The following is a 22,589-nucleotide window of genomic DNA, read 5'->3' on the forward strand; positions in this document are numbered from 1 at the left end:
TTGCTTACACCTAACGTGCACTTGATTTATTCCACAAAAAAGAAAGCAGCAAAAATTCACAAGTCAGGTGTAATTTTTGCTGCTTTTATTATTTACTCATAATATTCTTTCAACATATTTAAATACTTTTTCTTTCTTCCTGGTGAAACATAAAATTCAAATTGATGGTCTTTTTCTGTTACTTCATACTTTGTTAATCCTGTTATTTCAAACAAGTGTTCTTTTGAAATGCCATGCTTTTTTATGATTTGGTTAAGTTCTTCACCTAATACTTCATGAGACGCATTCATATTGAAATTGACAAATACCATGATTGACATTCCGATTCCTATTATTATAAATGACTCTATTTTTATATTATCCCATAATAGTAGTAATGGCCATAAACATGGAATCGCTACACATAATATAAATTGCTTAGGTCTTTGTTTAATATTTTTAATAATCGTATTCATAAATATCAACCCTCAAATACAATATTCAATGTTAATTATATTATATGGTTATATATATCGTATTTCAAATACTTGTATTATATAAAATACCTTATTTTACTCAATTCTATTTTTGTAATTGATTTTCTATATATGCGCGTTTCTCTTCTAAATGTTCTGGTAAGTATAACGTGATGTCTTGAAATGCTTTGTCTTCAAAGGCAATTTCTTTCATATTAAGCTTTAAAGTCGCAACTTCAAATAGCAATTGATTTGGATCTCTATAGTAAATTGATTTAAAGAATCCTCGATTTTTAATCGGGGAATGGATCATATTTAATTTATCTAAAGCTGTTTCAACTTCTTGCAATTCACCTTCGTCTTCAGCTGAAATAGCAACGTGATGTATACCGCCAAATCCTTGATCTTCAAGTGGATTAAATGTGTCATAAATAAAATGTATTTCATGATACATATCTTGATTATGATTATGCAAAATCTCAACAGTTAAATCTGTATCAAAGAATGTCTGCTGACCTACTGATGTCCAATTATATAATTGTTGGAAATGTTCTATACTTGCTTTAGGATATCTGACACGTGCATGTATAGAATCTAGACCAAGTATTTGATATTCTACTGGCACGGTACTTTCTTCATCTGTATTAAATTGATGGACATTTTCTTGATCAGAAATGACGATTAAACCGAGTGGCGTATTATCCGGTCCTTCAAAACGAATTAGACTACGGTCAGTGTAAACTTCAATACCATAGTGGCATATTTCATATTCATCAAACCGTGCTTCCCAATATTTTAACGATTCTACAGAAGGCACTTTAAAAAGTAATCGATCAAATGCATTTGCACCAAACTGATTATCTTTACCTTCTTTCATTTCAAAAAGCGTCACTTCTGTACCTGGTCGTCCATATTTATCAGCAAAGAAAACATGATACATTTCATAGTTCTCTTGATTAACAGTCTTCATTAGTAAATTGAGACCTAATATATTACGATAAAAATTGAATGATTCTTCTGCATCATGATTTATAATAGATACATGATGTATAATTGAATTGTGATTCATAAACAACAGCCCTTTCACATTAATGGAGGAGATATAATGGAATATTTCTTACAAGAAAATCCGAATAGCAATACTTTAATTGTACTTTTTCATGGAACAGGTGGCAATCAATACCAACTTCTTCCTTTTTCAAGTATATTAAACCCTGAAGCTAACATTTTAAGCTTACAAGGTAGTGTTGGCGAAGGACAAGAAAGACGTTTCTTTGCACCGCTTCAGAACAACACATTAGACCGACATGACTTCGAGCAACAAACGAAACCTTTTATAGATTTTTGGAATACATTTATCGAAGAACATGATTATGAAGAAGTCATATTTTTAGGTTATTCAAACGGTGCGAATTTCATATTAGGATTACTGGAACAACACCTTATTAAAGTTGATCAAATCTTATTACTGCACCCATCAGACCTCGACTATCATATTACAGAAACTTATAAAGAAACATCCGTCATTATTACGACAGGTTCAAATGATTATTTAACAATACCTGGCAAAGTAAAAGCACTATCAGAACAACTTAAACCATTATTTAAAAACGTTCAATTCGAACTACTCGACGGCGCCCACGAACTAGAAGAACCAGAAATTGAACATATTAAAACGATGCTCTAATTTAACTTCCTAGAGCATCGTTTTTTATATCAATATTCTTATTATCTACACTTATTTCAAAATCATCCAAAGTTAATAAATCAATAGGTCTTAGTTTATTAAGTTTTGGATGCACTAGCCAAATAATCCCCAAAACAATAAAAAAGCAACCTGTTATACTGATTAAAGCAATTGGGTTCATTAATTCTAGTAAAAACCCACCTATTAGACTTCCTAAAGGTAAACCAATGACACCTAAACTACTTGTAATTGAAGTTATTCTTCCTAAGATGTACTCTGGAATGATTGCTTGGCTAGCTGACAGGAATAAAATATTCGCCAATCCTACAGATAACCAACTTAAGCCAAACAAAATAATAAAGATATAAATAGGTGTTACAAAACCTAACAATAGAAAAACACCGGATAAAATAAAAGTTACTACCATCAATTTACCAAATGGATATTTCTTAACATATCCAACAACTAGCGTTGATAATACCATACCTAATGATATAGCAGATAAAAACAATCCATAATATATTGGTTGATTAAGGTAGTGAGATAAAACAGGTAGTGCTGTATAAACCATGCCAATTCCAAAGTTAACTGCAAATGCGCCAATCTGGAATATCCACAATAATGAATGTCTCACTGTATATAAACCTTCACTTAATGAATTCATATATGTTTTAAAATCCAATGTACTACCAGTAGATTTTTGAGATTTAACTTTTATCATCGCATATATAACTGCTGCGCTTATAAAAATAATTGTATTCATAACGTATAACGTATAAATACTAACTAAAGAAATCAATATCGTAATAACTGTATTTAATACTAAATCCATACTTTGATTAGAAAACGACATCATTGCGTTACCTGACACAATTTTATCTTTAGGTAATAACACTGGCACTAATTTATTACTAATAGGGTAAGAAATTTCACCTACCATTGCTGCTGTCACAACAAGAATAATAATAAGTATAGCATTTTCGTAGTGAAAGAATAGGAGAACAGCAATTATACCCACTAAGACTGCTTGTATCGTTTGAGAATGTATCAAAATTTTCTTCAAACTAAAATGATCAATAATTGGCCCATAAAACATCTGTAAACATTTCGGTACTAATATCAAACTACTTAAAAGCCCTGTAAGTGCAGAGCTTTTTGTTATATCATAAATTAACCACATAGTCGTAATAAAATAAATACTATCTGCAGTATTGGTTAATATTCGTCCAAAAATGAGTTGCATAAAGTCAGTATGTTTTAAGAGTGCTCTCATTAATCATCATTCTCCTTACGATTAAAGACTTTATCTCTCATTTCAAATCCAATTATATTCAAATAATAATATGATTTATCTTCATCATTGGATTGTTGATCTACTTCATCAATTAATGCATCAAGTTTTTGCTTAAATGTATCGAACTGATTCTGAGACCACTTCGCTTGTACAGTCTTTGATATTAACTGTTCATCATCCATGATTAAACCATATTGATTTAACACATCAATCGTTCGATTAATCTGTGAAGTTACCATATCTTTTGTTGAATCTGACACTTCATCTCGATATTCATTTAATAGCTGTGGATTCACTTTAAATCCGTTATGAGTTGCTACATAATATTTGTAAACATTACTTCCTTTAACCTCTGTACGATTGATTTTTACCATTCCATATCTCTCAAGTTCTTTCAAATGGTAAAATATCTTAGCCTTTGGAATATTCAAATGTTTCCCAATTTCCGTTGCAGTCATTTCTCGTTCTATCAATAGCATAGATATTTTCATTCGTAATTGATCAGATATACACTTCAGTTTCTCAAATGTATTTATTTCAAATCGATTTGGTTGCATGAAATCTCTCCTTCTATTTATGGTTAATTTATTTTAACCGATTAATAAAAATAAATCAATTTAATTAAAACAATCCTCTAAACCAAAAGTTTAGAGGATTGTCTATTCTTTATATATAATCAGTCACATCTTCATACACTATTGACCAATACGGATATGTGTTAAATAACCATCTTTATCAAAGTAGGCTTTATAAGCGCCGTTATTTGTATTATAAGGTATGAATGTACCACCATCTTCAAATTTTCCTTCTGCTGTACTATCATTTGATGCGTGCGCTTTTTTAAATTGTGCTTTAGTGACTGCGTGTGGTTTTGTATTGAATTCCATTTGGATAACTTGATCTTTCTCATTAAAATCTATTTGAGAACCATAAGAATCTACTGTATAAGCATGGTTTTGGTTAGCTTTTGGATTTGCTTTATAGCCATTGAGCGTAAAATTATCATATTTCATTGCACGAACAAAATTATAATCTAATGTAAATGTCGGATCATATGTTGTATAGCCTTCATAGTTATACCACGGTATTTGCGATTGTGTATCTGCAGTACTTTCTGTACTAACACCGCTTCCACCTTCACCATGACCCCATTCTTGAAATTTTTCTGCTGCTTGAACATCTGAACTACTACCTGTTATAGACACCGCTGAAGACCCTACTACAAGTGTTGATAAGACGACCGTTGCTGAAAGTACTTTACTTACTTTACGCATAATCAATCACTCCTTAAATTTTGAGTACTTACTTGCGATAACTTCTCGTTTAAACATTCAATCAACGCAACTATGACAATCTCCAAATCCTAGCTTTTTAATTATCACCCACTTCAAATTTATATTAAAAATTATTGAGTGTAATTATTCACCTTCATGATACAACATACATATATAATTTCAAATGATAATATAAATTAGTAATTTTCAATCAATATATTCTCTTAAATATTTCCCATACAGTCCGACTTCTCCATTCGCCAATATGTGACTATAATGTTTTAAGACAACCCTCTTTGTTACCCACCCTTCTTGAGCATAGAATGCTTCACCTTCTTTACTTGTAGCGAAAGCATCAAATGGGTCATCTTCAGTTTTTCCACCTACGTGATCATTTTCTCCAACAATCCATGTTAATGGAAATGATCCTTTAACATGTTGTGACTTTTCTATATGAGTGGCAATCCCTTCTTTCTTTGGAGAGCCTCCTCCACCAAACATTATAGCGCCGCCAGATTGAACATTTAGTTCTGGTAATTTATCTAACATCCAATATGCTGTTGTTTCTGCACCACCTGAAAAGCTGCCTATCCATAATTTTTCATGATTTGGTAAAGAAGAAATCAATTCAACTAAATATTGCACATTTGCTTCTCCATTCTTCCACCATTGTTCTTCATCGTTAACAGACTTCGGTACAACTAAAGTTAACCCTTTTTCTTTAGCAACTTGACGGATGCCATCTTTCCCAGCTAAATAGACTTCTGAATCAGGATGATGAAACTCATAAGCACCATCACCATGTAACCACACTAATATCCCCTTAGCGTCCTTAACAGGATAAATTAAATATTCACCTTCCGTTCCATTTTTAGAAGTAAAATTCCGAACATCACGATCATTATCTCTTTCATTTGATATAAACAACATCACACTGACCACAACTACGATGAATATACAAAATAATACGATTAACCTTTTAATCGCCAATCCCTCCTAATAAGCGTTTCAATTCATAACTTAGGAATTTATTTTTATACTTAAGTTCTCTTATATTATACAAAAATTTACAGTTATAAGTATGACTTCTACAAAAAATCACGAGTGACTAAAGATGAATATCCACCTAAAATCACTCGTGATTTTTATTTTATAAGCTCCTTAAAATAACTTACTTATTAATCTACAAGTTCGTATTTTTTAATTTGCTTTTCGATTTTCGAAACTTTCGCTTCTTCGTTTTCTTTCTTTTCTTTACTCATGTTTTTATGCTCTTCAACATGAGAAGGTCTAGAAATCCAAGCTTGAAAATCTTTCTTACCATTCCATTTAGAAACAATTGCATATTCTAACTTACTTCCCGTTTCAGACTTCCAAACTTGAGCATCAATAAAGCCCTCAAAACCTTCAAAATCTTGTTTAGCATGACTAACTTTATTATCTAATATAGCCTTAGATGCCTCATCTTTAGTAGAAAAAATTGCTTGTGCAACGAACATTCATAACGCCTCCTTGTCTATATATTCCAATATATCAAAAATAAAAATTACAAACATATGAAACGCTTTATGAAAATATAACCCCCCTCTAACCGTTAAGGCTAAAGGGGGGTTAATTATCTTACTCCCACTCTATTGTGCTTGGGGGCTTAGATGTAATGTCATAGACAACTCTGTTTACGTGGTCTACTTCGTTTACGATACGGCTTGATACTTTTTGTAAGACTTCCCAGTCAATTCTTGCGAAGTCACTTGTCATGCCGTCTATTGATGTTACTGCACGTACGCCGACTGTGTAGTCATATGTACGGTAGTCTCCCATAACACCTACTGAACGGATATCCGGTAATACTGTGAAGTATTGCCAAATGTCTCTTTCTAGACCTTCTTCACGCACGACTTCTCTTAAAATTGCGTCTGATTCTCTTACGATTTCTAATTTTTCTTCAGTAATTTCACCTAATACACGAATTCCTAAACCTGGGCCTGGGAATGGTTGGCGCCATACTAAATGTTCTGGTATGCCTAATTCGATTCCTAGTGCTCGTACTTCGTCTTTAAATAGTGTATTAATTGGTTCGATTAATTGGAACTGCATGTCTTCTGGTAATCCACCTACGTTATGGTGTGATTTAATCGTTTGTGCAGTCTTTGTACCTGACTCAATAATATCTGTATATAGCGTACCTTGTGCAAGGAAATCTACACCTTCTAATTTTGATGCTTCGTCATCAAATACATATACAAATTCATTACCGATAATTTTACGTTTTTTCTCAGGATCTGAAACGCCAGCTAATTTACTCATGAAACGATCTTTGGCATCTACTCTAATGATGTTCATATTGAATCCTTCACCAAAGTTCTCCATTACCATGTCGCCTTCACCTTTTCTAAGCAATCCATGGTCTACGAAGATACAAGTTAATTGATCGCCAATTGCTTTATGAAGTAATACTGCTACAACTGATGAATCAACGCCACCACTCATCGCACATAATACTTTACGATCGCCAACTTGTTCTCTTATTTTTTCTACTTCGATTTCAACAAAGTTTTCCATTGTCCAGTTTCCTGTACATTCACAAACACGACGAATGAAGTTTCTTAATAAGTCATTTCCGTATTCAGTATGTCTTACTTCTGGATGGAATTGTACACCGTATAATTTTCTTGATTTATCTTCAATTGCTGCATTTTGACAACTTGGGCTGTCTGCAATGATTTCAAAGTTCTCAGGAATATCGATTACTTTGTCACTGTGACTCATCCAAACTGTTTGACTATTAGGTAAGCTGAAAAATAACTCGTCATCAGATTTAACGTTTAATGTTGCTTTACCGTATTCACGTTCGTTAGCTCTTTCTACAGAACCACCTAATAATTTAGTCATTAATTGCATACCGTAACAAATACCTAAAACAGGAATACCTAGTTCAAAGATTTCAGGATCAACTGTGAATGATCCTTCTTCGTATACTGAATTTGGTCCACCTGAAAGTATAATACCTTTAGGATTCATTTTTTTAATTTCTTCGATAGAGATTTCATGGTCGTGTAACTCACTGTATACGCCCATTTCTCTTATACGACGTGTAATCAATTGATTATATTGACTACCAAAATCCAATACAAGAATTAACTCTTGTTCAAAAGCCATTTCCATAATTGTAGTTCTCCTTTAATTAAAATGAGTAGTTTGGTGCTTCTTTAGTAATTTGAACATCATGTGGATGTGATTCTTTAAGGCCTGCGCCAGTCATTCTAATAAACTGAGCTTCTTCTCTTAATTGTTCTAGGTTAGCTGATCCTGTATAACCCATACCGCTCTTAATACCGCCAATTAATTGATAAATTGTATCTTGTAATGGGCCTTTAAAGTCAATTCTACCTTCAATACCTTCTGGTACAAATTTCTTAGCTGCAGTATCTTCTTGGAAGTAACGGTCTTTAGAACCTTGTTCCATCGCACCAAGTGATCCCATACCACGATAAACTTTGTATTGACGACCTTGGAAGATTTCTGTTTGTCCAGGGCTTTCTTCTGTACCAGCAAGTAAGCTACCTAACATAACTGCATTTCCGCCTGCTGCTAAAGCTTTCGCGATATCACCTGAGAATTTAATACCACCGTCAGCAATAATTGCTTTACCATAGTTACGCGCTTCCGTTGCACAATCATAAATAGCTGTAATTTGAGGTACACCTACACCTGCAACGACACGTGTTGTACAGATTGAACCTGGTCCAATACCAACTTTAACCACGTCTGCTCCCGCTTCAAACAATGCTTTAGTACCTTCACCAGTTGCAACGTTACCTGCGATAATTGTAACTTCTGGATATGATTCACTAATATGTTTAACGACTTCTAAGACACCTTTAGAGTGACCATGTGCAGTATCAATAACAAGTGCATCTGCTCCCGCTTCTACTAATTTTTGAGCACGAATTGGTGTATCTTTAGCGATACCTAATGCTGCTGCAACAAGTAGACGTCCTTCACTGTCTTTTGCTGCATATGGGAATTCGATTACTTTTTCAATATCTTTAATTGTAATTAATCCTTTAAGTTTACCCTCTTCAGAAATTAATGGAAGTTTTTCGATTTTATATTTTTGTAAAATTTCTTCTGCTTGTTCTAACGTTGTACCAACTGGCGCTGTTACTAAATCTTCTTTAGTCATAACATCAGAAATTTTAATTGAGAAGTTCTCGATAAATCTTAAGTCACGGTTTGTAATAATACCGATAAGTTCCATATCTTCTTCGTTATTAACGATTGGAACACCAGAAATACGGTATTTACTCATCAATGCTTCTGCTGCATACACTTGCTCTTCAGGTGTTAAGAAGAATGGGTTCGTAATAACGCCATTTTCAGAACGTTTAACTTTTTGTACTTCATCTGCTTGATGTTCTATAGACATGTTCTTATGAATTACACCTAAGCCACCTTGTCTTGCCATAGCAATCGCCATTTTAGCTTCAGTAACAGTATCCATACCAGCTGAAATGATTGGAATATTTAACTTAATATTTTTTGAAAGAGATACACTTAAGTCGACATCACTTGGTAATACCTCTGATTTTGCTGGTACTAATAATACATCATCGAACGTTAAGCCTTCTTTTTGAAATTTGTTTTCCCACATGTATATAACCTCCATTAATTTATTTTCATATTTATTATTTCACATTTTCACTGTTTTGTTGATTGTTTAATCCATTAAAACATAAATTTAATATAATAGCTGAGAAAGTACCTAATACGATACCATTTTGTGTTAACCATGCATAATTTTCTCCAAATGTTTCAAGTGCTTGAGGTACTGCTGTAATTCCTGCACCAATTCCGACCGATACGGCAATAACGAGTAAATTGTTTTGTTTGTTAAAATCTATGCCACCAAGCATTTTCACACCGTATGCCATAACCATTCCAAACATCGCAATCATCGCACCACCTAGAACTGGAAATGGAATCATACTTGCTAATGCACCGAGTTTAGGTATGGAGCCACAAACGATTAATAACGCAACCATCATATACATGATTTGATTCTTTTTAGCTCCAGACAATGAAACTAGGCCGACGTTTTGAGAATAAGCTGTGTAAGGAAACGCATTAAAAATTGAACCAATAATAATCGCAATTCCTTCCGCTCTATAACCTTTTGATAAATCTTTTCTAGTAATAGGTTGTTTCGTAATTTCACTTAAAGCATGATACACGCCTGTTGATTCAATCAAACTAACGATTGCAATAATGACAAAGACGATTGTTGTACCAAATTCAAATTCAAAACCACTAAATCTAAATGGTCTAGGTAATTCTAACCAATTGGAAGTTTTTAAATTCGATGTATCCACTAATCCATAGAAGGAAGCGACGGTTGTGCCTATTAATAAACCGAGCAATATCGCTATAGATTTAATGAACCCTTTAGATAATCTTTGTATTAATAAGATGATCACTAATGTAAATAATCCTAAGAATATATTTTTACTATCTCCATAATGCTTTTCACCTTGACCACCAGCTAAATAATTCATGGCAACTGGCATTAACGTAATACCGATTATTGTAACGACACTTCCTGTAACAACAGGTGGAAATAATTTTACTAAATACGAGAAAAATGGAGAAATTAAGACTACAATAACCCCTGAAAGAAATATAGAACCGTACAACACACCTATTCCGTGTGTATTACCAACTAGAATCATTGGTGCAACTGCAGTAAATGTACATCCCAAGACTACCGGCAGTCCAATTCCTATTCCTTTATATACTTGTAAAAATGTTGCTACACCACACATAAATATATCAATTGCCACTAAGTAAGCCACTTCTTCAGGTGTGAATTTTAAAGCAGATCCGACGATAATAGGTACCATTATGGCACCAGCATACATAGCAAGTAAATGTTGAACACTTAAGATGAAATTTTTCATGTTATTCTCCTACCAGTTTGACTGTATTTCCTAATAATGAAGCAACTTGGCATAGAGATAAGACTTCTAATCCTTCAGATTCCAACTTCTCTCTGCCCGGTTGGAAACTTTTTTCTATAACAATTCCAATTCCAGATGTTGTTGCATTTGCTGCTTGAACTAAGCGATGTAATCCTAATGATGCTTCTCCATTCGCTAAAAAGTCATCAATAATTAACACATGATCATCCTCATTTAAAAATTGTTTCGCAATAACCACTGTACTCGTTGTATTTTTAGTAAATGAGTGAATATCTGTTTGATAAAATTCAGATGTCATTGTAGATGGTTTTGCTTTTTTCGCAAATAAACATGGCACATCTAAATGTAAGGATGCCATAATAGCAGGCGCGATACCTGACGCTTCAATCGTAAGTACTTTCGTAATTTTCTTGTCTTTAAAATGTTCCGTAATAACTTGACCAACTTCATACATTAACTTTGCATCAATTTGGTGATTTAAAAATGAATCAACCTTAAGAATCTTTTCATCGATGACTACACCATCTTCTTTAACCCTATCTTGTAGTGTCCTCACACTACTCGCCTCCTCATTTAGATTAAAAAAAACACACCTTAATCCTAGAAATTAGGTAAGATGAGTAAAAAATAATATAAAACCACACCATTTTGGATAGTCTGATTCCAGTGTTATTCATTTACTCATAGTCGTGTCGTTTAAGGCAACACGGTAGAAACTTCCAAAGCCATATTCTTCAGATTATATGAGTTTTTAGTAATAAATTATTCATTGATAATAACAAAATTTCAGTATTTTTACAATAGGCAAAACCTTATGTTAGCGCTATTTTAAGCGGTTTTAAATAGACTGAAAAATCTAAATAATTAGAAAGTTAATAGAATTTTGTTTGATTCTCCTCCACAAGGGTATTTGTGAATTATATTGTATTTACGTAGACAATATTTATTAAGTATGTAAACACCTAGAAAATAATCACTGTTGATAAGATTTTTACACATTACAAATTTATGGAGGTTTTATTATGGGTAAAATAGAAAAATTTAGTAGCGAAAGTGATTTACTGCAACGTATTGATCAATTAAAAGAAGAAGGCGTCGGAGAAAGTGACTTACAAGTTATTTCCGAAGACAGGTTAGATGATAACTCCTTAGACTACACGGATGTTAAAGTGAAGAACTCAAGAGGTTCATTTAGTGACAAGATTACTGCACTATTCTCAGGTGAAAGTGCTGAAGAACGTGTACTATCTAGTTTAAATGTTCCAGAAGAAGAATTAGATGGATACAAACAAGAACTTAATAACGGAAAAATATTATTATATGTAGATAATGACAATATAAGTGATACTGAAAACTATGATTCAGATCACCCTAAAGACTCTCAAACAGGAAATGAGCATTACGATAACACGAAACCATTTTCTAGTGATGAGAGCGAAGAAAGTGGCGTATCTAAAGGTACAGCTGCTGGTGCCGGATTAGGTGCAGGTGCTGCGGGCGCTGGTGCCGCTGCCGCGCATTCATCTTCTGATCAAGATCATGATGAAGCTGTAGATGAAGCATCTGATTTTGATAAAGCTGAAAGAGAAGATGAATTTAATCAGCAAGATGAAGTATCTGAAAATGATATTACTAAAGGTGCTGAAACAGAAAAAACAGAAGCATCATCATTCGATAATGAAGCTGAAACAGATAGAGATGTAAATACTAATCGGTATGGTAATAATATTAATGAAGAAGATGTAGCCCATGATGATGTAGATGATTCAAACATCAACCATGATGGCACATCAACTTCAGCTAATTTAGCTGGTGCTTCAGGTCTTGGCGCTGCTGGTTATGCAAACGAACAAAGAGAACAACAAGAAACAGAAGATGAAGTACAAGATGATAGAAGAGTCTACTCTAGCGATAATGAAAGAGATTTAGAAGATTTGAATAATCGAGAAACGACAAATACGTCTACTCAATATGGTGAAACTGATAAAGTTAAAGATCAACGAGATTTAACAAGAGAAAATGAATCATCATTCTCAAGAGTGCATGATGATGATGTGGAAACAGAGCGTTCAAGCTTAAATTACGATAAACCAAACGAAAGTGTTGAGCCACCAACATCAAATGAAACAACAACACGTGAATCTAACTTCTCTTCTAGTCAAGATGAACAAGATACAAATGTTTATGCATCCCAACAGTCCTACAATAACGACACACAAGATAACAATGTAGATGAAGAAGCTGTTCAACTTCATGAAGAACGTCTAAATGTAGACAAAGAGAATGTTGAAACAGGTGAAGCATCTGTTGATAAACATGTTGTTGAAGAAGAACAAGAATTTGATGTACCTGTTGAACGTGAAGAAGTAACAATCGAACGTAGACCTGTTAATGAGAAAGTAGACGAAGATTTTAACGCAAATGATGATGATTCCGTAAACATTCCATTACACGAAGAACGTGTAAACGTAGAAAAAGAAAATGTCGTATCTGAAGAAATCGTCATTAAGAAAAATAAAGTTCAAGATACTGAACATGTTTCTGAAAAAGTCAGACATGAAGAAGCAGATATCAATAACCCTACAGATGATAATCCTAAATAAGACAATATAATATCTTAAGAGGCTGGGACATAGTGTAATGTCCCGGTCTCTCTTTTTATTTCCTCAATACGATACTACTACCATTAAAATCTTATGTTATAATATTATAAAATATTGATTATGAGGGGTTCATAACTATGAATTTTGAAGTTGTCACATCTATCGATGATCCATTATTCAAAAAAGCATTAGAAATGTATGAAGATATTTTCAAGGCAGAGTTGCGAGAAGACCGCCATGTCTTTATCCATTCGCTAACATCTGATTACATAAAGAAACATTATATATTTTTAGTTGGTTTAATTGATGACACGGTCGTAAGTTTATCTACAGGTCATTATGAACCTACAACAAATTCAGCTTTTATTATTTATTTAATGACGCATCCTGAATACCGCAATCAGCGTGTTGGCGGACAAACATTGGAAAGAATTGAAACAGAACTTCATAAACATGCTCAAGATGTTCATGGAAGAGATGCTAACATGATTATGTTGGAATCGTTTGGAGAAGAATCATACGAAAACAACAGTGGTAAAGAAGAAGCGATTTTACGTAAGAACTTCTTTAATAGACATGGTTATGAAGTTCAACAAGACATCCCTTATATACAACCGAATCCACAAAAATCATTAGCACCTACGCCAATAGATTTATATATTAAGCAATACTTGCCGCTTCAAAAAGACGTTATCTCACCGAGTATTCGTTCTTGTTACATCAACAAATATATACACGGAAATGAAAACAATCGAGAATTTGTATACGAATTATTAGAATCTATGGATTTATAAATTAGAAAAGCTGACATCGCAATCGAAGTCAGCTTTTTATTGCTTTATGATATCTATCCATTAATGCACGGACACTTTCATCTTTGGCACCTTCCGGATTTGTTCCACACCATAAATTCATATAATCCTTATTCTTTAACTTTTTAGACTGCCCTCTTAAAGGTTGTGTTAATATATTTTGAATAGGATACGGACAAATATCATCTTTAAACTGTTCCATATACTGTATAAATGGATTTATAATACCATTTGCATAACGGCCACTAAACGTATTCGTTAATATAATATCATCTGGATGTGCCTTTAATATGCCCTCTTTATGCACTTCTGGCGCACCACTTTCATGTGTCGTTAAGAATGCTGTACCCAGTTGAACTGCACTAGCACCTTTTTGAATATAATTTTTCGCTAATTCAGGTGTTGTGATACCGCCCGCTACTATTAATGGAACGTTAATCAAAGGATACGTTTGATTAAACAATTGCTCAGTTGTAAGGCGATTTTCTGGCAATGATTGTTCAAATGAACCTCTATGACCACCCGCTTCACTACCTTGAATCACTATCGCATCAATACCTATGGATTCCAAAGCTTGAGCTTCATTTACATCTGTTGCTGTCCCTATTACATTAATATGATGACCATGTAATTTGCGAACGAGTCTTTCTGAAGGCTTACCAAATGTGAAGCTTACATATTCAACATATTTATCTATAATCACGTTTAACATGTCATCAAAATTCACATCTATTGAAACATCCTGTATTTGTTTGCTGTTTAATTTTTCAGTTATGGGATGTAATATTTTATTCATAAAATCAACTTTTTCTTGATCAATAGCCGGATACTCTGGCACAAATAAATTGACGCCGAACGGTTCAGTCGTCATTTGTCTAATTTGGTCTATATCTTTAGCTAAAGCATCAGGCGTCATATATCCAGCACCAATTTGTCCAAAGCCGCCTTCATTACAAACTGAAGCCACTAAATCAGGTGTTGTAATACCTCCAGCCATACCCGCTAGAAAAATCGGTTTATCCAGTTCTGTGATTAATATTTTCGATTCCAATGACAATCCCTCCTAAAAAAATTTATTTCGTAAGCTAATCATTTTATTTTTTTAGTTAATTGGTGCATTATAATGACATCATACTAAAAGGAGAAATAAAATGACACACTCAAAGCTTTCATTAACTGAAATTATTAATAAAAGAAAATCAGTTAAAGAATTCGACCCAAACTTCAAAATTCCAAGAGAAGAAATAAAAGAAATGATAGCACTTGCTACTAAAGCACCTTCATCAATCAACTTACAACCATGGCGCTTTGTTATCATCGATTCTGAAGAAACAAAACAAAAATTAGACCATCTAGTACAGTTCAACCAAAGACAATTACATTCATCAAGTGCAATTATTCTTGTACTTGCAGATTTAAAACACGCTGAATATGTGAGCGATATTTACGAGAAGAATGTTGAACTTGGTTATATGGATGAAAATTCAAAAGATTACTTTATTGAAACAATTTCAAATTTAATTAGCAGTGCTGACGAAAGTTACTTTAATGCACAAGGTTTAATGGATGCAAACTTAGCCTCTATGCAATTAATGCTTATTGCGACTGATCATGGTTACGATACAAACCCTATCGGCGGATTTGACAAAACAGCTGTATTAGAAGCATTAAATATTGATACTTCTAGATATGTACCAGCTCATTTAATCGCTATTGGTAAAGGTGTTAAACCACCACATGATTCTAGTAGATTACCAGTAGATAGAATCATCGCTTGGAATGATGAAAGTAACGGTTCAATCGGCGAATAAGTTCTTTATTCGTTCTATTAATTATAATACCCTATCGGCAACTAACTTATGTTGCCGATATTTTTTAATATTGCATTATCCAAAAATATAGTGTAAAATTCATTGCTGTGAGTTTTATTTTTTTGCTTAAAAGCTTTACCGCTTTAAAGTGAATATCAATTAAAAGAAGGTATATATATGAAAAATTTATCTCAATGGTCGTCCAGTATCGGTTTCGTTCTAGCAAGTGCCGGGTCAGCTATAGGAATTGGTGCTGTATGGAAATTCCCATACATGGCTGGAACATACGGTGGTGGCGCATTTTTATTAATATTTATTATTTTCACATTGCTTGTTGGCTTACCACTACTTTTAAGTGACTTTGTATTGGGTCGCTATGGTAGAACATATTCTACTAACATCTTCAAAAAAGTGTCCGGTAAATCATCTTGGAATTTAGTAGGATGGCTTGGAAATTTAACAGTCTTTGTACTATTTTCATTCTATAGTGTTATCGGTGGTTGGATCATTTTATATATTATACGTACACTTTTAGACAGCTTTGGATTAACGCAATCACATAATTACGGCAACATCTTTAATGATTATATATCTAACCCATTTTATTCATTAGCGAGTCAGTTTGCTTTTATACTTTTCACTGTAGTTATTGTCAGTAAAGGTGTAGAAAAAGGTATCGAGAAAGCTTCAAAAGTCATGATGCCACTTTTATTTATATCGTTCGTAATTGTCATTATTAGATCGATCACTTTAGACGGCGCTTTAGACGGAATTCAATATTTCCTACAACCAAAAGTATCGGATTTAAGTGCTGAAGGTATACTATATGCCCTAGGACAATCGTTCTTCGCATTATCATTAGGAACATGTGGTATGATGACATACGCTTCATATTTAGATCGTAAAACAAATATCGTCAAAAGTGCGAATGCCATTGTATGGATGAACATAGCTGTATCAATAGCAGCCGGGTTAGCCATCTTCCCAGCTATTTTCGCATTTGGATTAGAACCTAACCAAGGACCAGGATTATTATTTATCGTCCTTCCACAAGTATTTGATCAAATGTTTGTCGGTCAATTATTCTATTTACTATTTTTAATATTATTTTTATTCGCAGCCATTACATCTTCAATTTCGTTATTAGAATTGAATATCTCAAACATTACTAAAAATAATAATGATAATAGAAAAAAATGGTCATATATCATTGGTATATTAGTCTTTATATTCGGGATACCATCAGCACTTTCAAACGGGTTACTCCAAGACTTTACATTCGGTGTCGGTACATTCTTTGATAATATGGATTACTTAGTCGCGAATATCTTAATGCCAATAGGTGCATTAGGCGTAACCATCTTTGTTGGTCATATATTCAATAAAGAAATCATTATGAAAGAATTAAATATGAGCGAAACTAAAAAAGGAAGACTCTTTGTAAATACATGGTATTTCTTAGTTAAATTTGTACTTCCAATTATCATCATCGCCGTATTCATCGGGCAATTAATTTAAATAACGCAAATCAAAACCACCCGTTTAACGGGTGGTTTGTTCTGCGGCTATAAGCTTCTATTACTGACCAGCCCTAAAAGGGCACTGAGAAGATCAGCCAAATGTACTACTTTCCCAGCAACCCTTAAAAGGGTTGTTTTATTTTGTCTTCTTTCGAGTTTCTTCCCCAGTAAAAGGTTCTATGTACTCTATCATTGTTAACTGTTCTGCTACTATATCCTCTTGTAATTGATTTCTTATATAATTTTCTATCACTTTTTTATTCTACCAACTGTATCTACATAAAATCCTTTACACCAAAATTTTCTGTTACCATATCTATACTTTAAATGGGCATGTCTATCAAATATCATTAAGCTGCTCTTACCTTTTAAATAACCTACAAATTGAGAAACACTTAACTTTGGTGGAATACTAACTAACATATGAATATGATCTTTACATGCTTCAGCTTCTATTATTTCTACACCTTTTCTTTCGCACAATTGTCTTAAAATAATACCAATATCTCTTTTAATTTTCCCATAAATAATTTGTCTACGATATTTTGGTGCAAACACAATGTGGTACTTACAATTCCATTTTGTATGTGCTAAACTGTTTGTGTCTGATGACATTTAATGCATCTCCTCGTGTTGTTAATTTTGGTTGGCTGACCAAATATTATTTTAGCATGTAGAGATGCATTTTTTAATACAACGGTTAAACCATACTGTACCATACGCATAGCGTATGGTTTTAATTACACAAGAAGAAGCCGTTCAATTTTGAAGATTGAACGGCTTTTTTATGTAGTTCGGATGGAGTTGGATGATCTCTTGGCTTTATTCAGTCGTTAAGCCACGACTTGGGTGATCTCTTGGCTTTATTTAGTCGTTAAGCCATGACTTGGACGATCTCTTGGCTTTATTTAGGCATTAAGCCATGACTTGGACGATCTCTTGGCTTTATTTAGTCGTTAAGCCATGACTTGGACGATCTCTTGGCTTTATTTAGGCATTAAGCCATGACTTGCGCGATCTCTTGGCTTTATTCAATCGTTAAGCCATGACTTGCGCGATCTCTTGGCTTTATTCGCGACTTAAGCCACGACTTCGGCGATTTCTCATCTCAGCAGCCTGTTTATACGTCTTCTCCTTTATATCAATCCTATCCACTTCCAATATGTCATGCTGAACAAGATAATTAATAAGTATCCAATAACTGTGAGTGGTACACCTGTTTTAATAAAGTCTTTAACGGTAAATGTTTCTGTGCCGTATGCCAGCATATTTTGTGGTGAACTAACTGGCAATAAGAAACCAAAGCTAATCACGAATTGTTGTATAAGTACAAACCCGATAGATTGGTCACCTAAATTTAATGTTTGTGTTAAAGCTATAAATACAGGTATTAATGCTGAAGATAAACTCGTTGCACTCGCAAATCCTAAATGTATTAAAATATTAAATATAGAAATGAGTGCAATGGTTGAGATTAGTGGCATATGATTAAGTCCCATCAATCCAAATGTTTTATCACTTAACCATTGTGCCGCTGTTGTTTCCAACAATACTGTTCCTAGTGAGATACCAATTCCAAATACGATAACTGTACCCCAAGGAATTTTCTTCTCAACATCTTCCCAAGTAAAGACACCGATTTTAGGTGTTAACATAATTGCTAATGCAATGATTGTTATTGAAGATGAATCAATCGGATGGAGCACTTTTTCGGTAGACCAGAAAAATAATAATAAGATAGAAATCGTAATGAGTCGCCACTCTCTTGCTGAAACTGGTCCTAATTCTTTTAATTGTGCTTTAACTAATTCATTTCCACCTTCTATTTCTTTCTCTTCAGGTTTAATGACAGTAATCATCACAAAGTATAAGACGACTGACATGATAATCGCCCATGGTGCTGCATACAAGAACCATTCACCCCAAGAAACATCTTGTCCCATTGATTTATTAATGAACCCTATCGCAACGATATTTTGAGCGGCGGCAGTCTTAATACCTATATTCCATATTGAGACGGCATGCACGGCTGTAATAATCAATAATGCTGCTAATTTACTGTTCTTAGATGTATTAAATGCAGCAATCATTCCTAATAAGATGGGTACAACAGCACCAGCTCTTGCAGTAGCTGAAGGTACAAAGAATGCTAAAATAATAGAAACTACAATTGCACCGATAACAATTCTATTTGTTTTGTTTCCTACAATAGAAAGTACTTGTAATGCTAAACGTTTATGTAAATTGGTTACTTGCATCGCTGTAGCTAAGAATAATGCTGCTGCAACGAGTGCCACTGCAGATCCTGAAAATCCGCTTAAAGCCATTTGTAACGCATTGCCTGTACCTAGTAATGAATCCCCTTCTAAAGCTTTTCCATTTGCTGACGGATTGCCTAAAGCATCTCCTAAATTTTGAACTGGACTAAATCCAATGAGTACAACGATCAGTCCAACAATCATGACCGCTGATACAGGATAAGTTACGGCTTCTGTTACCCACATAATAACTGCAAAAGCTAAAATCGCTAGCGCACATTTTGCCATAACAGGTAAATCGTTTGAAGTCGGTAATAACAATATTCCAATTAATACAACAAAACTAACAATAATCCAAATTGGTTTAAAAGCTTTTTTCTCAGTATTATTAGACATATCTAACAGCTCCAATATTAATTTTTATTGTTCTAATTTCCTAAATAATAACATATTTCTTTTTTGCATATAATACTTTTCACAATTAATACAATAAATACTTGAACTTTCTGTTATTTACATGTAATGTATAAAGGGAAGTGTGAGGGTTGTCTGCCGACAGACAACCCTACCTATTAAATTACTGTCAAATAAAGGATGATTTATAATATGTTAACTAAAGAATTCGCAACTAAAGTAGGTCTTAGTGAAAAGCAAGTTAGAAAAATTGTACAACACTTAGAAGACAGAGGATATCAACTTTCTAAGACAGAATATCGTGGAAGAGAAGCGACAGACTTCCAAGAAGAAGATATTGAACTTTTCCAAGAAATAGCAGAAAAGGTTAAAGAAACAAATAGTTATGACCAAGCATTCGAAACACTTGAACAAGAGAAAGACTTTTTACAAGTTCTTGTTAAAGACGAACCTGCTAATCAAACACCTGAACTACAACATTTAATTGAAGAATTAAGATTAGAAGTTCAACATATGCGTAGAGAAAGACAAATGCTTGGTGAAATGTTGCAACAAGTTCATATTCAACAACAGAAACTAGAACAAACTTTAGCATTACAAGCACCCCAACAATCAGAGGCTACTGCTCAAGAGAATGATACTAAAGTTGAAACGAAACAAGCTGAACAACCACAAAGTTCTAAAGTAGTTTCAAAAGACAAGACTTCTAGTGAATCAGTTGAAACTAAAAAACAAGAAGATAAAGAAGTAACAAAAGTTACTGCAGCTGAAGAGCCAGTTAAATCTGAAACACAAGCTGAAGTGAAATCAGAAAATAAAGAAACTGCTGTTAAACCAGAAACGACTACTGATAAAGTAGTAGAATCTAAAGAAGAAGATACAACTACAGCTAAAGAAGAAACTACTGACAAAGCAGCATCTACTGAAGAAAAAGCACCTGAAACGACAGTAGAACAAACTTCAACGCTTTCAGAAAACAAAGAAGAAGAAGTAAAAGAAGAAATCAAATCAGAAACTGAAGAAGAACCTAAGAAAAAAGGATTCTTCCAAAGATTATTCAATATTTAATCCCTTTAAAAAGAGGTTGGGCATGATGCCTAGCCTCTTTTTTGTTAAGTTTTTGTAAATTTCCACTATATAATTGTTAATTGCTAGAGTACTTTGTTATATTGAATTTTATATTAAGTATTTGTAATGAATATTAACCATTAGGAGTGTTCCACATCATGGAAACATTAAATTACGAAGATTTGAACAATGACCTTTTATGGGCGCATAATAATCAAGTTGTGAAAATCATGAAAGATGAATTAGACATCTATATCAAGTTAAATCTTAAAGAAGATAATCATAAATTAGTTGTATTTTCAAATGGTGCGATTGATCCATCTAAAAGTAAACCACCTGTCTTTATGAGAAGTAAATGGCATGAAGATTTTAATGCAAATTGTCTTTATATAGATGACAGAACTGTTCATTATAAGCAATTACGTATTGGTTGGGGTGTTGGAAGAGAAGAACGTCATTTCTTAAAAGACTATTCTGAAATTGCGCAACAAGTCACGCAAGCACTCCAAATAGAATCTCAAAATGTCGTCTATTGTGGTTCATCAGCAGGTGGCTTTATGTCTATGTATTTAGCAACATTACATAAAGGCACAACTGCTGTAGTGAACAATCCACAATGTTACGTAGATCGTTACGATAAAGTGAACGTCGAAAAATTATACACTAAAATATTTCCCAACCGTTCACGCGATTATATCAAGAAACAATATGCACTTAGACTATCGATCACGAGCTTATTTCGCAAACAAAAATATGTACCTAAAATTTACTACATCCAAAACAGATTATGTGAGACTGATATGACTAGACATTTCGATCCATTTTGTAGTTTCTTAAATAAATACGAAATAAACAGTTCAAACATAAAGTTCATATTATACAACAATAAAAAGCTAGGACATAACCCTATATCAAGAGAAGCAACAGTAAACTTTGTAAACCAAGTCCTTGAAGATAAACTTGTCATAGCAGAATTTTAAGAATATCACCACCTTTATATCAAATCTAGAGGTGGTGTTATTCTTTAGATACTATTTCAATTTTCATTTTATCTGGATCTTCAAAATAAACAGCATAATGATGATTACCTCCAGCATATGGATATAAATCATCATACAGTCTATTAATATTTTTTTGTTCCAAAATAATATTGATACCATCCACTGTTACTCTGTCTTCAACTGTAAATGCCAAATGATTTAATCCAATCCTTTTACGATGATATCCATATTGTTTAAATGAATCGTCCACTTGTACAAATACTATGTACGTTTCATTTAATTTAAAGCTAAAACCTTCTCTCCATTCTTGATACAAACTATATCCTAGCAGTCCTAATAACCAACTATAAAAGTTTTTAGATTTATTTATATCACTAACATAGATCTCTAAATGATGTATAGAACCATTCATCT

21 protein-coding genes, 1 pseudogene and 1 riboswitch are annotated in these 22,589 nt (G+C 33.3%); of the genes and pseudogenes, 7 read left to right on the top strand and 15 right to left on the bottom strand.

What is annotated here, in order from left to right:
• Positions 1–92 precede the first annotated feature (92 nt).
• Both MHH94_RS13980 and MHH94_RS13985 read right to left on the bottom strand, forming a co-directional pair.
• Complete coding sequence (locus tag MHH94_RS13980) at positions 93–455, bottom strand: hypothetical protein (RefSeq protein ID WP_078354873.1); 363 nt, start codon at positions 453–455, stop codon at positions 93–95.
• 106 nt (positions 456–561) lie between these two features.
• Positions 562–1,524 (bottom strand): VOC family protein, encoded by a 963-nt coding sequence (locus MHH94_RS13985; protein WP_058590761.1) that lies wholly within the window; start codon positions 1,522–1,524, stop codon positions 562–564.
• Between the two features lie 36 nt (positions 1,525–1,560).
• Here MHH94_RS13985 and MHH94_RS13990 point away from each other — a divergent pair, with 36 nt between their 5' ends.
• A complete protein-coding gene (locus tag MHH94_RS13990; RefSeq protein ID WP_078354872.1) occupies positions 1,561–2,142 on the top strand; it encodes an alpha/beta hydrolase in 582 nt (193 codons plus the stop codon).
• 1 nt (position 2,143) lies between these two features.
• Here the strand turns inward: MHH94_RS13990 and MHH94_RS13995 are convergent, their stop codons facing one another.
• From MHH94_RS13995 to xpt, 9 genes are all read right to left on the bottom strand, one after another.
• Positions 2,144–3,415: an MFS transporter gene (locus MHH94_RS13995; RefSeq protein WP_058590760.1), complete on the bottom strand. Its 1,272-nt coding sequence runs from the start codon at positions 3,413–3,415 to the stop codon at positions 2,144–2,146.
• A complete protein-coding gene (locus MHH94_RS14000; protein WP_340841500.1) occupies positions 3,415–3,993 on the bottom strand; it encodes an ArsR/SmtB family transcription factor in 579 nt (192 codons plus the stop codon). Before MHH94_RS14000 ends, MHH94_RS13995 begins: the two co-directional genes overlap by 1 nt.
• A 138-nt stretch (positions 3,994–4,131) precedes the next feature.
• On the bottom strand, positions 4,132–4,710 hold the full coding sequence (isaB, locus tag MHH94_RS14005) for an immunodominant staphylococcal antigen IsaB family protein (protein WP_078354870.1): 579 nt from the start codon (positions 4,708–4,710) through the stop codon (positions 4,132–4,134).
• Positions 4,711–4,917: 207 nt separating this feature from the next.
• Entirely contained in the window at positions 4,918–5,700 is a 783-nt protein-coding gene (locus MHH94_RS14010; RefSeq protein WP_048540255.1) for a hypothetical protein, read from the bottom strand.
• Positions 5,701–5,888: 188 nt separating this feature from the next.
• Positions 5,889–6,209 carry an antibiotic biosynthesis monooxygenase family protein gene (locus MHH94_RS14015; RefSeq protein WP_078354869.1) on the bottom strand — a complete coding sequence of 107 codons (321 nt, stop codon included), beginning with the start codon at positions 6,207–6,209 and terminating at the stop codon, positions 5,889–5,891.
• Positions 6,210–6,330: 121 nt separating this feature from the next.
• Positions 6,331–7,875 (bottom strand): glutamine-hydrolyzing GMP synthase, encoded by a 1,545-nt coding sequence (gene guaA / locus MHH94_RS14020; RefSeq protein WP_037589419.1) that lies wholly within the window; start codon positions 7,873–7,875, stop codon positions 6,331–6,333.
• A 19-nt stretch (positions 7,876–7,894) separates the two neighbouring features.
• Positions 7,895–9,364, bottom strand: a complete 1,470-nt coding sequence (guaB, locus tag MHH94_RS14025) for an IMP dehydrogenase (protein ID WP_049320817.1) — start codon at positions 9,362–9,364, stop codon at positions 7,895–7,897.
• 34 nt (positions 9,365–9,398) lie between these two features.
• Complete coding sequence (locus MHH94_RS14030; protein ID WP_048540250.1) at positions 9,399–10,667, bottom strand: nucleobase:cation symporter-2 family protein; 1,269 nt, start codon at positions 10,665–10,667, stop codon at positions 9,399–9,401.
• 1 nt (position 10,668) lies between these two features.
• On the bottom strand, positions 10,669–11,244 hold the full coding sequence (gene xpt, locus MHH94_RS14035; protein ID WP_037589423.1) for a xanthine phosphoribosyltransferase: 576 nt from the start codon (positions 11,242–11,244) through the stop codon (positions 10,669–10,671).
• Positions 11,245–11,352: 108 nt separating this feature from the next.
• Positions 11,353–11,455: riboswitch (purine riboswitch) on the bottom strand.
• Between the two features lie 255 nt (positions 11,456–11,710).
• On the opposite strand from xpt, the gene MHH94_RS14040 reads away from it, so the two are divergent.
• On the top strand, positions 11,711–13,291 hold the full coding sequence (locus tag MHH94_RS14040; RefSeq protein WP_208183025.1) for a DUF2382 domain-containing protein: 1,581 nt from the start codon (positions 11,711–11,713) through the stop codon (positions 13,289–13,291).
• Positions 13,292–13,428: 137 nt separating this feature from the next.
• Positions 13,429–14,085, top strand: a complete 657-nt coding sequence (locus MHH94_RS14045; protein ID WP_048540240.1) for a GNAT family N-acetyltransferase — start codon at positions 13,429–13,431, stop codon at positions 14,083–14,085.
• Between the two features lie 28 nt (positions 14,086–14,113).
• Here the strand turns inward: MHH94_RS14045 and MHH94_RS14050 are convergent, their stop codons facing one another.
• On the bottom strand, positions 14,114–15,154 hold the full coding sequence (locus tag MHH94_RS14050; RefSeq protein ID WP_078354866.1) for an NAD(P)H-dependent flavin oxidoreductase: 1,041 nt from the start codon (positions 15,152–15,154) through the stop codon (positions 14,114–14,116).
• A 100-nt stretch (positions 15,155–15,254) separates the two neighbouring features.
• On the opposite strand from MHH94_RS14050, the gene MHH94_RS14055 reads away from it, so the two are divergent.
• Both MHH94_RS14055 and MHH94_RS14060 read left to right on the top strand, forming a co-directional pair.
• Complete coding sequence (locus tag MHH94_RS14055) at positions 15,255–15,914, top strand: nitroreductase family protein (protein WP_048540236.1); 660 nt, start codon at positions 15,255–15,257, stop codon at positions 15,912–15,914.
• A gap of 177 nt (positions 15,915–16,091) precedes the next feature.
• Positions 16,092–17,432 carry a sodium-dependent transporter gene (locus tag MHH94_RS14060; protein WP_119469622.1) on the top strand — a complete coding sequence of 447 codons (1,341 nt, stop codon included), beginning with the start codon at positions 16,092–16,094 and terminating at the stop codon, positions 17,430–17,432.
• Between the two features lie 138 nt (positions 17,433–17,570).
• On the opposite strand, the pseudogene tnpA reads toward MHH94_RS14060, so the two are convergent.
• Together tnpA and MHH94_RS14070 are read right to left on the bottom strand one after the other, a co-directional pair.
• A pseudogene (gene tnpA / locus MHH94_RS14065) lies at positions 17,571–18,049 on the bottom strand (IS200/IS605 family transposase).
• Between the two features lie 521 nt (positions 18,050–18,570).
• Entirely contained in the window at positions 18,571–20,088 is a 1,518-nt protein-coding gene (locus MHH94_RS14070; RefSeq protein ID WP_048542929.1) for a DASS family sodium-coupled anion symporter, read from the bottom strand.
• Between the two features lie 210 nt (positions 20,089–20,298).
• Between MHH94_RS14070 and MHH94_RS14075 the strand changes: the two genes are divergently transcribed.
• Together MHH94_RS14075 and MHH94_RS14080 are read left to right on the top strand one after the other, a co-directional pair.
• Positions 20,299–21,174: a hypothetical protein gene (locus tag MHH94_RS14075; protein WP_058590750.1), complete on the top strand. Its 876-nt coding sequence runs from the start codon at positions 20,299–20,301 to the stop codon at positions 21,172–21,174.
• Positions 21,175–21,332: 158 nt separating this feature from the next.
• The gene (locus tag MHH94_RS14080; RefSeq protein ID WP_058590749.1) at positions 21,333–22,154 is read left to right on the top strand and encodes a YqiA/YcfP family alpha/beta fold hydrolase; all 822 of its coding nucleotides are present in this window, start codon (positions 21,333–21,335) and stop codon (positions 22,152–22,154) included.
• A 37-nt stretch (positions 22,155–22,191) separates the two neighbouring features.
• On the opposite strand, the gene MHH94_RS14085 is transcribed toward MHH94_RS14080, so the two are convergent.
• Complete coding sequence (locus tag MHH94_RS14085) at positions 22,192–22,587, bottom strand: VOC family protein (protein WP_048542923.1); 396 nt, start codon at positions 22,585–22,587, stop codon at positions 22,192–22,194.
• Positions 22,588–22,589 lie beyond the last annotated feature (2 nt).

The sequence above is a fragment of the Mammaliicoccus sp. FSL K6-3158 genome (assembly GCF_038005105.1).
GTDB classification, from domain to species: Bacteria; Bacillota; Bacilli; order Staphylococcales; family Staphylococcaceae; genus Mammaliicoccus; species Mammaliicoccus sciuri.

Coding starts and splice junctions, on each gene's coding strand:
- isaB (WP_078354870.1), bottom strand. CDS start 4,710: ATGCGTAAAGTAAGTAAAGTACTTTCAGCAACGGTCGTCTTATCAACA.
- MHH94_RS14040 (WP_208183025.1), top strand. CDS start 11,711: ATGGGTAAAATAGAAAAATTTAGTAGCGAAAGTGATTTACTGCAACGT.
- MHH94_RS14055 (WP_048540236.1), top strand. CDS start 15,255: ATGACACACTCAAAGCTTTCATTAACTGAAATTATTAATAAAAGAAAA.
- guaB (WP_049320817.1), bottom strand. CDS start 9,364: ATGTGGGAAAACAAATTTCAAAAAGAAGGCTTAACGTTCGATGATGTA.
- MHH94_RS14085 (WP_048542923.1), bottom strand. CDS start 22,587: ATGAATGGTTCTATACATCATTTAGAGATCTATGTTAGTGATATAAAT.
- MHH94_RS14080 (WP_058590749.1), top strand. CDS start 21,333: ATGGAAACATTAAATTACGAAGATTTGAACAATGACCTTTTATGGGCG.
- guaA (WP_037589419.1), bottom strand. CDS start 7,875: ATGGAAATGGCTTTTGAACAAGAGTTAATTCTTGTATTGGATTTTGGT.
- MHH94_RS14075 (WP_058590750.1), top strand. CDS start 20,299: ATGTTAACTAAAGAATTCGCAACTAAAGTAGGTCTTAGTGAAAAGCAA.
- MHH94_RS14015 (WP_078354869.1), bottom strand. CDS start 6,209: ATGTTCGTTGCACAAGCAATTTTTTCTACTAAAGATGAGGCATCTAAG.
- MHH94_RS14045 (WP_048540240.1), top strand. CDS start 13,429: ATGAATTTTGAAGTTGTCACATCTATCGATGATCCATTATTCAAAAAA.
- MHH94_RS13995 (WP_058590760.1), bottom strand. CDS start 3,415: ATGAGAGCACTCTTAAAACATACTGACTTTATGCAACTCATTTTTGGA.
- MHH94_RS14060 (WP_119469622.1), top strand. CDS start 16,092: ATGAAAAATTTATCTCAATGGTCGTCCAGTATCGGTTTCGTTCTAGCA.
- MHH94_RS13990 (WP_078354872.1), top strand. CDS start 1,561: ATGGAATATTTCTTACAAGAAAATCCGAATAGCAATACTTTAATTGTA.
- MHH94_RS13980 (WP_078354873.1), bottom strand. CDS start 455: ATGAATACGATTATTAAAAATATTAAACAAAGACCTAAGCAATTTATA.
- MHH94_RS14070 (WP_048542929.1), bottom strand. CDS start 20,088: ATGTCTAATAATACTGAGAAAAAAGCTTTTAAACCAATTTGGATTATT.
- MHH94_RS14030 (WP_048540250.1), bottom strand. CDS start 10,667: ATGAAAAATTTCATCTTAAGTGTTCAACATTTACTTGCTATGTATGCT.
- MHH94_RS14000 (WP_340841500.1), bottom strand. CDS start 3,993: ATGCAACCAAATCGATTTGAAATAAATACATTTGAGAAACTGAAGTGT.
- MHH94_RS13985 (WP_058590761.1), bottom strand. CDS start 1,524: ATGAATCACAATTCAATTATACATCATGTATCTATTATAAATCATGAT.